General features: G+C 60.8%; 10 protein-coding genes. 4 read left to right on the top strand and 6 right to left on the bottom strand.

Annotated elements, in window-relative coordinates:
• The first annotated feature begins 579 nt into the window (after nucleotides 1-579).
• The 3 genes from CYG48_RS12245 (at nucleotide 580) to CYG48_RS12235 (ending at nucleotide 3314) form a co-directional block, all read left to right on the top strand.
• On the top strand, nucleotides 580-1530 hold the full coding sequence (locus CYG48_RS12245; RefSeq protein WP_118850641.1) for a flagellin N-terminal helical domain-containing protein: 951 nt from the start codon (nucleotides 580-582) through the stop codon (nucleotides 1528-1530).
• A gap of 343 nt (nucleotides 1531-1873) precedes the next feature.
• Nucleotides 1874-2827, top strand: a complete 954-nt coding sequence (locus CYG48_RS12240) for a flagellin N-terminal helical domain-containing protein (RefSeq protein WP_118850640.1) — start codon at nucleotides 1874-1876, stop codon at nucleotides 2825-2827.
• 196 nt (nucleotides 2828-3023) lie between these two features.
• Complete coding sequence (locus CYG48_RS12235) at nucleotides 3024-3314, top strand: hypothetical protein (RefSeq protein ID WP_118850639.1); 291 nt, start codon at nucleotides 3024-3026, stop codon at nucleotides 3312-3314.
• Between the two features lie 54 nt (nucleotides 3315-3368).
• Here CYG48_RS12235 and CYG48_RS12230 read toward each other — a convergent pair whose 3' ends face one another.
• On the bottom strand, nucleotides 3369-4643 hold the full coding sequence (locus CYG48_RS12230; RefSeq protein WP_118850638.1) for a cysteine desulfurase-like protein: 1275 nt from the start codon (nucleotides 4641-4643) through the stop codon (nucleotides 3369-3371).
• Nucleotides 4644-4818: 175 nt separating this feature from the next.
• Here CYG48_RS12230 and CYG48_RS12225 point away from each other — a divergent pair, with 175 nt between their 5' ends.
• The gene (locus tag CYG48_RS12225; RefSeq protein WP_118850637.1) at nucleotides 4819-5019 is read left to right on the top strand and encodes a hypothetical protein; all 201 of its coding nucleotides are present in this window, start codon (nucleotides 4819-4821) and stop codon (nucleotides 5017-5019) included.
• 61 nt (nucleotides 5020-5080) lie between these two features.
• On the opposite strand, the gene cysG is transcribed toward CYG48_RS12225, so the two are convergent.
• Genes cysG through CYG48_RS12195 form a run of 5 tightly spaced genes read right to left on the bottom strand, consistent with a single transcriptional unit; the run spans nucleotide 5081 to nucleotide 13007 of the window.
• Nucleotides 5081-6781, bottom strand: a complete 1701-nt coding sequence (gene cysG, locus CYG48_RS12215) for a siroheme synthase CysG (protein ID WP_245450337.1) — start codon at nucleotides 6779-6781, stop codon at nucleotides 5081-5083.
• Nucleotides 6753-9404 carry a nitrate reductase gene (locus CYG48_RS12210; RefSeq protein WP_118850635.1) on the bottom strand — a complete coding sequence of 884 codons (2652 nt, stop codon included), beginning with the start codon at nucleotides 9402-9404 and terminating at the stop codon, nucleotides 6753-6755. Before CYG48_RS12210 ends, cysG begins: the two co-directional genes overlap by 29 nt.
• A gap of 6 nt (nucleotides 9405-9410) precedes the next feature.
• Nucleotides 9411-9743, bottom strand: coding sequence for a nitrite reductase small subunit NirD (gene nirD / locus CYG48_RS12205; protein ID WP_118851635.1), 333 nt, complete (start codon nucleotides 9741-9743; stop codon nucleotides 9411-9413).
• Between the two features lie 10 nt (nucleotides 9744-9753).
• A complete protein-coding gene (gene nirB, locus CYG48_RS12200; RefSeq protein ID WP_118850634.1) occupies nucleotides 9754-12204 on the bottom strand; it encodes a nitrite reductase large subunit NirB in 2451 nt (816 codons plus the stop codon).
• A gap of 5 nt (nucleotides 12205-12209) precedes the next feature.
• A complete protein-coding gene (locus tag CYG48_RS12195) occupies nucleotides 12210-13007 on the bottom strand; it encodes an ABC transporter ATP-binding protein (protein ID WP_118850633.1) in 798 nt (265 codons plus the stop codon).
• Nucleotides 13008-13013: the final 6 nt, after the last annotated feature.

The raw sequence follows: 13013 nt of genomic DNA, 5'->3' as shown, positions 1-13013 counted from the left end.
AATTACCGGTCACTCCGGTACGGCATCATGCCAACTTGGCCCTCGTTATGGAAACCAAACCCCGTCGTGTGAGGAGGTTTTCACACGTCGTTTCTTGCCAACTTCCTAATTGTCTGCCCCATGAGCAGCGCCTTCGAATCTAGGGTTAACGGATGCTGCGGAAGATGTTTAAAAAATGATTAGTTGCTCTTCGGGACCTCTTGGGATCAGTCATTAAACAATCGTCAGAACTAGAAGCTTCGGTGGTTCTTTCGATCTTCGAAAGGCGAATCATGCCGTGGCGCACGAATCAGCAGATGTTCTTCCAAAATATTTCAATGTAGAGCACAGATTTATCTTGGAGATACTGACGGTTCTGGCAGCAAAAGTGCGTTTTTAAAAGCCGAGAATCAGCACAACGATGCCGTGGTGGCTCTAATTGATCGATATCAATCGCAGGAACGCGGCAGATCGTCGGAATCTGGCTGAAAGCTGTTCTTGCTCAATTCAAAGGTAACTTGCTGGGGTCCGTTCGTAACCGTTCGTTAACCATAATCAGATTATCTCGTCTCCATCGAACGATAAACAGGGCTACCACTCATGACCAGCATTCTGACGAACAACGCGGCAATGGCCGCTCTTTCCACTCTCCGCAACATCAGCAGCGACATGGAAACCACGCAGAAGCGGGTGTCGTCAGGCTTTCGTATCGAAAATGCATCTGACAACGCCGCATACTGGTCGATCGCAACCACCATGCGCTCCGACAACAAGGCACTGAGCACCGTCAAGGACGCTCTCGGTCTTGGCGCCGCCACGACCGACGTTGCCTACACCGCTCTCGAAAACGCCATCTCGGTTGTTGACGAGATCAAGTCGAAGATCACGGCTGCTTCGCAGCCGGGCGTCGACAAGAGCAAGATCCAGAAGGAAATCGACCAGTTGCAGGAGCAACTGATGTCGATCGCCAAGTCCGCTTCCTTCTCGGGCCAGAACTGGGTCTACCACCAGGCCGGCACCAACACTGCCGGTACCCAGGCCATCGTCGGTTCGTTCAACCGTGACAACTTCGGCAACATCAGCCTGACGAAGCTGGAATATGACACCACGAACTCGTCGCTGATCTCAATGAACGGCGCCACGATGTCGACGGCTGCGGGCATCCTGACCAAGCTCAATTCGGTGAGCTACACCAATTCTGCCGGTACGACCTCCAGCGGCACCGCAGCCAACAGCGTGATGAGCCTCGACATCAGCACCATGGGTGCAGACCTGCTCGCCCAGTCGCTGGTTGCAACGGAAGCTGCCCTCAAGGAGTTGACCAACGCGGCTGCCGACATCGGCGCCATCAACAAGCGCATCGACCTGCAGACGACATTCGTTGAAAACCTGACGGACGCGATCGAAACGGGCGTTGGCAAGCTAGTTGATGCCGACATGAATGAGGAGTCGACCCGCCTCAAGGCCCTGCAGACCCAGCAGCAGCTCGGTGTCCAGGCGCTCTCGATTGCCAACAGCTCCGCGGAAAACATCCTCACGCTGTTCCGTTAAGACCGACAGTCTTCGAACCAGCCCTATCAGAAAGGCCGCGTCATGGATGCGGCCTTTTCCCTTTTATACCGGCACTGAAGGAGAAGGGTTCAGAAAGTTAGAAAGCCATGGCTTGTTGAGGGTTAACCGCGCTGCAGCCGGGTTTACCGTCCGCTAACCATAAACAAACCGTCGGCGTGGTTGATCGCATTTTAAAGAAATTGATAAGAACTGACCGGCATTGTGCATCTCACACGAAGGGTTCGATCCAGACAAACAAACGGATCGGACTGGCATGATGCCCGACCACGTGACCGGTTAGTCCGGGATGTCCCAATAGTGAAGCGTAACAAAGGGACCAGTTATGTCTAGCATTCTTACCAACAACTCGGCTATGGCCGCCCTCTCCACTCTCCGCTCTATCGGCAGCGAAATGGAGAAGACCCAGAGCCGTATCTCCTCTGGTTACAGGGTCGAAACCGCTTCCGACAACGCCGCTTACTGGTCGATCGCAACGACCATGCGTTCGGACAACAAGGCACTGGGCACCGTCAAGGACGCTCTCGGCCTCGGCGCTGCCATCACCGACGTTGCTTACACCGCCCTGGAAAGCTCGATCTCCGTTGTCGACGAAATCAAGCAGAAGATCACCGCGGCTTCCCAGCCGGGCGTTGACAAGTCCAAGGTCCAGAAGGAAATCGACCAGCTGCAGGATCAGCTGATCTCGATCGCCAAGTCTGCTGCCTTCTCGGGCCAGAACTGGGTCTACCATCAGACCGGCACCAACACCGCCGGCACGCAGGCCATCGTTGGTTCGTTCAACCGCGACAACAACGGCGCCATCAGCCTGACGACGCTGGAATACAACACCGGCAGCTCGTCGCTGATCGCCCAGACCGGCACCACCCACTTGACGACAGCTGGTATCCTGACGAAGTACCACACTGTTTCCTACACCAACTCGCTCGGCGCGACGGTTGCTCCGGCCATCTCGACCAACAGCGTCATCAGCTTCGACATCACCAGCATGGGCGCAGACCTTCTGTCGCTGACGCTGGCCGTCACGGAAGCTGCCCTGAAGGAAATGACCAACGCTGCTGCTGACATCGGTGCTGTCAACAAGCGTATCGAACTGCAGAAGGACTTCGTTGAAGACCTGTCTGACTCGATCGACGCAGGTGTTGGCAAGCTGGTTGACGCTGACATGAACGAAGAGTCGACCCGCCTCAAGGCTCTGCAGACGCAGCAGCAGCTCGGCGTACAGGCTCTGTCGATCGCCAACAGCGAAGCTCAGAACATCCTGACGCTCTTCCGCTAAGAGCCTGGTCCTCAGCGCAAGCTGACTGCCTGAAACAAGAAAGGCCACGCTCGGTTTCCGGGCGTGGCCTTTTGCCGTCTGCTGTCTTCAGGCACAATCTGGCGGTCTTGAACACAGCTTTTTCCGTTCCCAACTATCATTTTGGTCGGGGCTCAAGAGAGACCGGCCGTCACAACGACTTTTTGTGGGTGGCGTTATGGAACATGTACATCAGAGTATCCGTGACCTCAGCGTCGATGAGCGTGAGGAGATCTTTGTTTCGATTGCTCAGGTGCTCGAAGGCACCGCACGCGAAGCCTTTGCGGAAGGCAACCGACACTTTGCTGCAATCTCCAGCAACATGGCCGAGGCAATTCGCGTCAATGCCGATGAGCTGGCGCGCGACAATCTCGATGCTGCCGAACAGGTGCTTCAGCAGGCTGCAGCGGTGATCACGCAATTCAAGGCCGCCCACCCTTATCCGATGATCAGCACGGCCGTTCATTGACGGCCACATGAATACGCCGGCCCGGTAGGGCCGGCCGCTGTGCAAAGCTGATCGTCAGCGCGCCGTCTTGATGATCCCGCCCAGCACGCTGTCGAAGCGCTCGATCTCTTCGAGCGTGTTGTAATGCACCATGGAAACCCGCATGCAGCCTGTCTGCATGGTCAGGCCCAGCCGTTTCATCAGGCGAGGGGCAAACATGTGGCCGTCGCGGCTGCCGATCTGCCGCTTGCCCAATTCCGCTGAAATATGTTGTGGCGATACGCCCGGGATGTTGAAGCAGATGGTCGGGACCCGATGTTCAACCTGCGTCTCGTCCGAAATCCCGTAGATTGTCGCGCTGTGCTTCTTCAGCACCGACAGCATTTGTCGCGAGAGCACCTGTTCATACGAACGGATCGCGCCCATGGCCGCCACGATCGCATCGCGGCGTGAATGATCGCCCGCGGTCAGGAACCGGCGGCCAAGGCCTTCGAGGTAACGGATCGCCGCATCCATGCCGGCGACGTTTTCATACGTGAAGGTTCCGACCTCGATCTTGTAGGGCGGCACGTCCGGAATGAAGTCTTCCTTGAAGGTCGGCAGCTTTACCAGCGCGTCATAGCGGCCCCAGAGAAAGCCCATATGCGGCGAGAAGTTCTTGTAGCCGGAGCAGACGAGGTAGTCGCAATCCCATGCCTGCACGTCGATCAGCCCATGCGGTCCGAAATGCACGCAATCGAGGAATACTTCCGCGCCGGCCGCATGCGCGAGCTTGCCGACGGTCGCCACGTCAACGATCGTGCCGATCGAGTGGGCGGTAACGGTGCAGGCGACAAGCCTCGTTTTGTCGCTCAGCAGCGGTTCCAGGTCTTCCGTGTGGAGCATGCCGTCATCGCGCATCCGCCACCAGACGATCTTGGCACCATCCGCTTCGAGCGCAGTCCAGGTGGCGATATCGGCATCGTGATCCATGTCGGTGACGATGATTTCGTTGCGCTCCCCCAGCATTTTGGCGATGCCGAGGCTGACAAGACGGATGAAGGACGTGGCGTTGAGGCCGAAGGAGATTTCTTCCGGTCGGTAGGCATTGACGAGCAGGCCCACGGAAACGCGTGCATCAGCAACGCTTTTGTCAACGCCTTGGCTATGGAGGTATGGCGCCATGCGCTGCACGTTGCAGTCCAGCAGATGCGCGGAGACTGCATCAATCACCACCTGAGGGACCTGCGCGCCGCCGGCATTTTCGAAAAAGATGAAGTCCTTGTATTTCTGAAGCGCCGGAAACTGCCGCCGCACTTCCTCCACCGGGAAGTCAGTTGCAGCGAACTGCTTGTTTGCGAGGATGTCCATACGAAGTCTCCCGTGAAAGTGCCGTCGTGAGCATTTGATCAATGCTAGGACTGTCGTGGGGGGAGATCAAGCGATTAGTTGTGCGTGCAACCTCCTGTCTCGATGCGTGCCGCGCCTGATCCGGAACTCCAGCATGGTCTTGCGGGTTACCTCTCACACAACAGGAGGAATAGGCATGGGCATGGATTCGCCAAAGGCCGGAGCACCCGGCACCACAGACCAGTCCCCGCGGTGGGAGGGTCCACAGGAAAACACGCCACGCGGTTACATGCCGGCAAAGGACAATCCGGACCGTGACCGCGACGCGCTGCATGAAAACAATCGCGACCCGTCGCGTGACAAAGCCACCGATACTGGCAAGATCAAGGGAGACTGACATGACAGGAACTTCTGGAAAGTCGGGCCCCGAGGCGGATGCCAAGGGCCAGTTCGCCAAGTCACAAGGTGATCCGAAGGCAAGCGGCGTCCACAGCGCCAAGCCAACCGTCGTCACCGGGTCGGAGGACGCCACTGCGCATCGCAATCCGCCCGGCCAGAAGAAGCCCGACAAGGATTTCTCGCCGAACTATGACGAGCGGGACATGAACGAAGGCAGTTTCCGCGGATAGCAGGGTAAAGGGTCGGCAGGTGCCGGCCCTTCTGTTTTTGCGATCAGCCACGGCGCGAGCTTCGCTACGCACATTCAGTTCTACCGGCTGTGCACCAGCCTTGGCGAAGACCTGGCCGATGCCAACCAATACCGGCTCGTTCACACCGATCGAAGCCATCGCGCTTGGCATGTCGCAAAGTTGACCTGTCCAACGTCTCTCATTTTTTCGGCAGACGGCGCTGACAATGGCGACCGGCATATCTGGCGTCATCCCGGCATCGACCAGGCGCCCGGCGATCTCGCCCGCGGTGCGGCCGGCCATGTAATAGACAGTCGTCATCCGAGGATCGGCAAGACTGTTCCAGTCGAGACTGTCAGGCAGCACGCCCTTTCGTGAATGACCGGTGACAAAACGCACGCCTTGTGCGTGGTCGCGATGGGTGAGCGAAACGCCGAGCCGGGCCGCCATGGCACTGGCGGACGTAATGCCCGGCACCACATCGACCGATATGCCGTGCGCCTCAAGGCACTCGATTTCCTCTCCCGCACGGCCGAAGATCATCGGGTCGCCGGATTTCAGCCGCACGACGCGTTTGCCGGCCTTGGCGAGCTTCACCATCATCTCGTTGATGTCTTCCTGCCGGCAACTCGTCCGGCCGCCGCGTTTTCCGACCAGCATACGCTTAGCCTCGCGGCGGGCGAGCTCCAGCACCTCGTCCGAAACGAGGTCGTCGAAGAGGATGACATCGGCCGCCTGCAGCGCCCGCACCGCCTTCAGCGTCAGCAGTTCCGCATCTCCGGGACCGGCGCCAAGGAGCGTGACGCGGCCAGTTTTTTCCGGTGATGCCGCTAGGAGACCTGCATCCGAGAGCAACTCCGCTTCAACTGCCGCGTCCGGCGTGGCACCAAAAGCCCGATCGACGAAGCGCTCCCAAAACGCACGGCGAAGTCGGCCGGGCGGGAGGCGGGCGTTGATCCTTTCCCGCAGGGATTGGGCGAGTTGCGCCCAGTCCTTCAGCGATTGCGGCAGCAGGGTCTCAATGCGCCGGCGGATCGCCTGGGCAAGGATCGGCGCGGCGCCATCGGTCGAGATCGACACGACGACCGGCGAGCGATTGACGATCGAGCCGAACTGGAACTGGCAGAACTCCGGTTTGTCGATCACATTGACTGGTATTCCGGCCGCCCGCGCTGCTTCAAAGAAGGCTTGCGCCTCCTGCTCATCTTCGCAGTCGGCGATGGCGAGCGCCGCGCCCGCAAAGATCGCGTGATGCCATGCATGAGGATGATGTTTGAACCGGCCGTTCGGATGTTGCGTGCCGCGTGCGATCAGCAGCGTGAAGGTTTCCGAAAGTTCCCCCGCATAGACATGCACCTCCGCGCCGCAGGCGGCTAGGAGCTCGGCTTTCCATGCGGCCGCATCCGTGCCGCCGGAAACGACCACCCTCTTGCCGTCAAGCGCCCAGAACACAGGGAGCTTGGCAAGCGGCACCATGCGGGCACCACGAACCGGCTGCGGTTCACTCCGCGGCTGCTGCAAGACATCCATTGATGATTCCCCTGATTTCCGCGCGGCAGGAGCCGCAGTTGGTTCCGGCATTGGTATGTTTTCCGACCGCCTCGACGGAGTGGCATCCGTTGCGGACAGCGCTGATGATCCTGTTGATGCCGACCGAAAAGCAGGAGCAGACGGTGGCGCCGGGATCGGGCTGATCGGCGCCAGGGCGGCCGGCGACGATGCCGAAACGCCGGGTCAGATCGGTGTGGCGTGTCGTGAGTTGGCTGATTGCCCAGTTGCGCGCGACGGCGACCGGCTCGCGAGCAAGGAAAAATGCCGCAAGCAGCTTGTCCGCGTCGAAAAAGGCGAGGCGCAGGTCGCCGGTCTGCCGGTCCATGTAACCGAGCGGCTCGATGACGGGGCTGATGCCGAATGTGCCTTGGCACCAGTCGATCCAATCTTCGGGAGCCGTCTTGAAACCGAGTTCGGTGCGCCAGCCGCCCTCGGCCTTGGCGAGCGCCCAGTAGTCCGATTGCGGCGCGGGCTTCGCTATTGAGACGGCGAAACCGTAGTAAGCGACTTCATATGTGCGGGCGGTGACTGCGACGTTCTTGGAGGCCGGCTGGCCGGAGACCGGATCGGTGAGCGGAGGAACGAGGGCATCGATGCGCGCCTTGGCGGAAAACTGGTCGTTCCAGTGCATCGGCACAAAAACGCTGCCCGGCGCCTGCCGTTCGGTGACGAGTGCGCGGACGACCGCTTTGCCGAACGGGCTTTCGAGTTCCACCAGCCCGGTGTTTCGGATGCGCAGTTTCGCGGCGTCCTGCGGGTGGATTTCCGCGAAGGGCTCGGCGATATGGCCGGAAAGCCGGGCGCTTTTGCCGGTGCGGGTCATCGTGTGCCAATGATCGCGAATGCGCCCGGTGTTGAGCGTCAGCGGATAAAGCGCATCAGTACGATCGGTTGCCGGTGCCGTGACGGCGATGAAGCGGGCTCTCCCATCTGGATGGAAGAAACCGCCGTCGGCGAAGAAGCGTTTTGGCTTATCCCCCTCGGCTACCGGCGACGGCCACTGGAATGGCGGAAGTTCATCGTATGCCTCTGGACCAGCGCCCGCATAGGCTCCGATATCGAAGTCTCGGCTGCCTTGGTTCTCGAAGGCGGAGAGCGCGGCATGTTCAGCAAAAATCTCGGCTGGCGATTGGTAGTCGAAACCGGCAAAGCCCATGCGGCGCGCAACCTCCGCCATCTGCCACCAGTCCGGCTTTGCTTCTCCAGGCGATGCCAGGAAGCGGCGCTGGCGGGTAATGCGGCGTTCGGAATTGGTGACCGTGCCGTCCCTCTCGCCCCAGCCGAGCGAGGGCAGGAGCACATGGGCGTGACGCGTTGTGTCGGTGTCACGCATGATGTCGGACACGACCACGAAGGGGCAGGCTTTTAACGCGGCTTCGACCGCAGCGGCATCCGGCATCGAAACGACCGGGTTGGTTGCCATGATCCACAGGGCCTTGATACGGCCGTCCGCGACGGCGCGGAACATGTCCACCGCCTTCAGGCCCGGCTTCGGTGCGATCGTTGGAGACGCCCAGAAACGCTGGACGCGGTCGCGATCTTCAGGGTTCTCGATCGCCATATGGGCGGCGAGCATGTTGGCGAGCCCGCCGACCTCGCGGCCGCCCATGGCGTTCGGCTGTCCGGTCAGCGAAAATGGCCCCATGCCGGGCCGGCCGATGCGGCCGGTGGCGAGATGGCAGTTGATGATCGCGTTGACCTTGTCGGTGCCGGAAGACGACTGGTTGACCCCCTGGCTGTAGCAGGTAACGACCTTCTCCGTCGTTTCGAACAGGTGGAAAAACTGCTCAAGCTGCGATGCCGGGAGGCTGGTGCGTTCGGACAACTCAGAAAATGAAAGCGCTGATGCGGCAGAAACAGCCTCGGCAAAGCCCGCAGTATGCGCCTCGACAAAAGCTCGATCGAGCGCCGCACTCTCCGCCAGATGAGCGAGCAAGCCCATGAACAATGCGACGTCGCCATCCGGCCGGATCGCCAGATGCAGGTCGGCGATGTCGCAGGTCATCGTCCGGCGCGGGTCGATCACGACGACTTTCATCTCAGGCCGGGCTGCCTTGGCAGCAGCAAGCCGCTGGTAGAGGACAGGATGGCACCAGGCGAGGTTGGAACCGGTCAGCACCACCAGGTCGGCCAGTTCCAGGTCCTCGTAGGTGCCGGGCACGGTGTCGGATCCGAAGGCGCGGCGGTGGCCAGCGACGGAGGAGGACATGCAAAGCCTTGAATTGGTGTCGATATTCGCCGAGCCGAAGAAGCCCTTCATCAGCTTGTTGGCGACATAATAATCCTCCGTCAGCAACTGGCCGGAGACGTAGAAGGCCACCGCATCCGGTCCATGTTCGGCAAGCGCCTCGGAAAACTTTCGGGCCACGAGATCGAGTGTCTCGCCCCAGCCAGTCTGCCGCCCACCGATCTCGGGAAACAGGACGCGTCCGTCGAGATCGATCGTTTCGGCCAGCGCTGATCCCTTGGAGCAGAGCCTGCCGAAATTGGCAGGATGCTCCGGATCACCCTTGACCGAAACCGCACCATCCTCATGAACCGAGGCGATGACGCCGCAGCCGACGCCGCAATAGGGGCAGGTGGTCCTGGTCTCGACGGGCATGGGTTGCTACTCCGCCGCTTCCAGCATCACGCTTTCCAGCGCAAGGAAGAGTTGACCGCTTTCATTTTTCAGCGGGATGGTCCGCACCTCGCCCTCGTCTGCACCGAGTGCCTTGCCCGTTTCGAGCGAGATCACCCAGTTGTGCAGCGGGCAGGTTACGGAATTGCCGTGGACGATGCCCTCCGAAAGCGGACCGGCCTTGTGCGGGCAGCGGTTTTCGATGGCGTAAGCCTCATGCTCGCCGGTGCGGAAAACCGCGATCTTCATGAAGGGCGTCTTCACGCAGCGTGCGCCGAGAAGTGGAATGTCGGAAATGTCGCCGATCGGGTGCCAGTTCATGTCCATGTCCTCACTCCGCTGCCTGATGGAAGCCGACGGTGGCAATCGGCTTGAACTCGTGCTTGTCCTTGCCGGAGACGCGCTCCGACCAAGGGTCGACCTGGGCAAATTTCTGGGAGAAGACGAAGCGCTCGTAGTAGGCCTTGCGCTTGTCGGCATCCTCCATGATCTGCCGGCGGATCTCGTCGAGACCGATGCGCTTCGCCCATTTGTAGATGCGCTCGAGGTAGCGGCCCTGTTCCCGGTACATCTGCGTCAGCGCCACGATATGCTCGAGCGCTTCGTCCTCGGTCTTCACGAGACCCAGCACTTCCGTGCCCTTGATGTCGAGACCGGCGGCGCCGGCGAAATGGATCTCGAAGCCGGAATCGACGCAGATGACGCCGATGTCCTTGCAGGTCGCCTCGGCGCAGTTTCGCGGACATCCGGAGACAGCCATCTTCAACTTCGCCGGCGTCCAGGAGCCCCACATGAACTTTTCGATGCGGATGCCGAGCCCGGTCGAATCCTGCGTGCCGAAGCGGCACCAGTCGGAGCCGACGCAGGTTTTTACCGTCCGCAGACCCTTGGCATAGGCCTGGCCGGAGATGAAGCCGGCCTTGCCGAGATCGGCCCACACCGCCGGAAGGTCTTCCTTTTCGATGCCAAGCAGGTCGATGCGCTGGCCGCCGGTGACCTTCACCATCGGGATCGCGAACTTGTCTACGACATCGGCGATGGCGCGCAATTCATCCGCGTTGGTGACGCCGCCCCACATGCGCGGCACCACCGAATAAGTGCCGTCCTTCTGAATGTTGGCGTGGACGCGCTCGTTGATGAAGCGCGACTGGTAGTCGTCGGCATATTCATCCGGCCAGTCGCAGACGAGGTAATAGTTCAGCGCCGGGCGGCATTTGGCGCAGCCGCAGGATGTCTTCCATTCCAACTCCTGCATGACGGCCGGAATGGTCTTCAGGCCCTTGGCCTTGATCAGGCGGCGCACATCGTCATGGCCGAGTTCGGTGCAGGGGCACATGGGCTGCACGGCCTTCGGGTTGTAGGCGTCGCCCAAGGTGAGGCTCATCAACTGTTCGACGAGGCCGGTGCAGGTGCCGCAGGAGGCGGACGCCTTCGTGTGGGCGCGCACGTCGTCCAGCGTCGTCAGGCCCTTGGCCGTAATCGTGCCGGTAATCTTGCCTTTGCAGACGCCGTTGCAGCCGCAGATTTCCGCATCATCCGGCAAGGCTGCAACGGCCGCCATAGGGTCCAGCGGCGACCCTCCCTGATAGGCCTGTCCGAAGATCAGGGTCTCGCGCATGTCGGAAATGTCGACGGCCTTCTTCTTCAGGTCGTTGAACCAGGCGCCGTCGGAGGTCTCGCCGTAGAGGACGGTGCCGATGATCCGGTTGTCCTTCAGCACCAGGCGCTTGTAGACGCCGGCGGTGGCGTCACGCAGCACGATCTCCTGCCGGTCGTCCCCATCGCCAAAGTCGCCAAGGGAATAAAGGTCGATGCCGGTGACCTTCAGCTTGGTCGGTGTATCGGAATGCACGAAGGCCGGTCCGGTATCCCCCGCCAGATGGGCGGCAGCGACACGGGCCATCTCGTAAAGCGGTGCGACGAGGCCGTAGACCATGCCGCCCACTTCGGCGCATTCGCCGATCGCATAGATGTCGCCGTCTGAGGTCTGCATGCCGGCGTCAACGACAATGCCGCGGTTGACCGCGAGCCCCGCGTCCCTGGCAAGCCCCGCGTTGGGGCGGATGCCAACCGCCATGACGACGAGCGTCGCAGGGATGATGCGGCCATCATCCAGTTCGACGCCTTCCACCTTGCCGTCGCCGATGATCTGCTTGGTATTGGCCTTGCAGATTACCTTGATGCCGCGCTCTTCGACCGCCTTCTGCAGAAGGTACCCGGCGGCCGGATCGAGCTGACGTTCCATCAGCGTCGGCATGACATGCAGCACGGTCACGTCCATGCCGCGCTGGGCAAGACCTGCCGCCGCCTCGAGGCCCAGCAAGCCACCACCGATGACAACAGCCTTTTCGCGCGATTGCGCTGCCAGCAGCATGGCCTGCACGTCATCGAGGTCACGATAGGTGATGACGCCCGGCAGATCCTTGCCGGGAACGGGGATGATGAAGGGCACGGAGCCGGTGGCGATCACCAGCTTGTCGTAGCTTTCGGTCACGCCATGGTCGGAGGTGACAGTCTTTGCGACGCGATCGATCGCGACGATCCGATGGCCCTTGTAGAGGGTGATACCGTGGTCGATGTACCAGCCGTCGCCATGGATGACGATCTGTTCATAGGTTTTCTCGCCCGAGAGCACCGGGGAAAGCATGATGCGGTCATAGTTGACGCGCGGTTCGGCGTTAAAGATCGTGACGCTGTAGCGGCCGGGGGCCTGCTCAAAGAGATGTTCCAGCATGCGCCCCGGCGCCATGCCATTGCCGATGATGACGAGTTTTTCGGTCATGTCGTTTACTCCGCGGCTTCAACGAAGCGGTGGCGTTCGTAGAGGAATTTGAGGACGGCCTCGCGGCACTTCAGATACGTGCGGTCGGAGGCGAGTTCGATGCGATGGCGTGGTCGCGGGATCGGCACGTCTAGCACTTCGCCGATGCGCGCCCCGGGTCCGTTGGTCATCATCACGATGCGATCCGACAGCAGTACCGCCTCGTCGACATCGTGGGTGATCATCACCATCGTGTTGCCGAGCCGAGCGTGGATCTCCATCACGGCATCCTGCAAGTGTGCGCGGGTCAAGGCGTCGAGTGCGCCGAACGGCTCATCGAGCAGGAGGATCTTCGGTTCCATGGCGAGTGCCCGGGCAATGCCGACGCGCTGCTTCATGCCGCCGGAGATCTCCGCCGGCCGCTTGTCCTTGGCATGCCCCATCTGCACGAGGTCGAGATTGGCCATTACCCAGTCGTGCTTCTCGACCCTGGTCTTGCTGTTCTTGAAGACCTTTGAGACGGCGAGATTGACGTTTTCATAGACAGTCAGCCAGGGCAGCAGCGAGTGGTTCTGGAACACCACCGCGCGTTCGGGGCCCGGTTCGTTGACCTCCCGGTTCTCCAGGAGCACCGCGCCGGCTGAGACCGGCGTCAGCCCGGCGATCAGGTTGAGCAGGGTAGACTTGCCGCAGCCGGAATGGCCGATGATCGAAACGAACTCGCCCTTGACGATCGTCAGGTTGATATCCTTCAGCACCTCGGCGCGGGTGCCGCCGCGGTCGAAATGCTTGTCGATATGGTCGAGCTTCAGGTAGGCGTTCATGGAATG

This window comes from Neorhizobium sp. SOG26, assembly GCF_003491345.1.
Classification (GTDB): domain Bacteria; phylum Pseudomonadota; class Alphaproteobacteria; order Rhizobiales; family Rhizobiaceae; genus Neorhizobium; species Neorhizobium turbinariae.
The sequence above is the reverse complement of the archived record's forward strand: the minus strand, read 5'-3'. Positions and strand labels throughout refer to the sequence as shown.

Bases quoted from the DNA above. Each gene is read 5' to 3' on its own strand.
- CYG48_RS12245 (WP_118850641.1), top strand. From the start codon at position 580: ATGACCAGCATTCTGACGAACAACGCGGCAATGGCCGCTCTTTCCACT.
- CYG48_RS12240 (WP_118850640.1), top strand. From the start codon at position 1,874: ATGTCTAGCATTCTTACCAACAACTCGGCTATGGCCGCCCTCTCCACT.
- CYG48_RS12235 (WP_118850639.1), top strand. From the start codon at position 3,024: ATGGAACATGTACATCAGAGTATCCGTGACCTCAGCGTCGATGAGCGT.
- CYG48_RS12230 (WP_118850638.1), bottom strand. From the start codon at position 4,643: ATGGACATCCTCGCAAACAAGCAGTTCGCTGCAACTGACTTCCCGGTG.
- CYG48_RS12225 (WP_118850637.1), top strand. From the start codon at position 4,819: ATGGGCATGGATTCGCCAAAGGCCGGAGCACCCGGCACCACAGACCAG.
- cysG (WP_245450337.1), bottom strand. From the start codon at position 6,781: ATGGATGTCTTGCAGCAGCCGCGGAGTGAACCGCAGCCGGTTCGTGGT.
- CYG48_RS12210 (WP_118850635.1), bottom strand. From the start codon at position 9,404: ATGCCCGTCGAGACCAGGACCACCTGCCCCTATTGCGGCGTCGGCTGC.
- nirD (WP_118851635.1), bottom strand. From the start codon at position 9,743: ATGAACTGGCACCCGATCGGCGACATTTCCGACATTCCACTTCTCGGC.
- nirB (WP_118850634.1), bottom strand. From the start codon at position 12,204: ATGACCGAAAAACTCGTCATCATCGGCAATGGCATGGCGCCGGGGCGC.
- CYG48_RS12195 (WP_118850633.1), bottom strand. From the start codon at position 13,007: ATGAACGCCTACCTGAAGCTCGACCATATCGACAAGCATTTCGACCGC.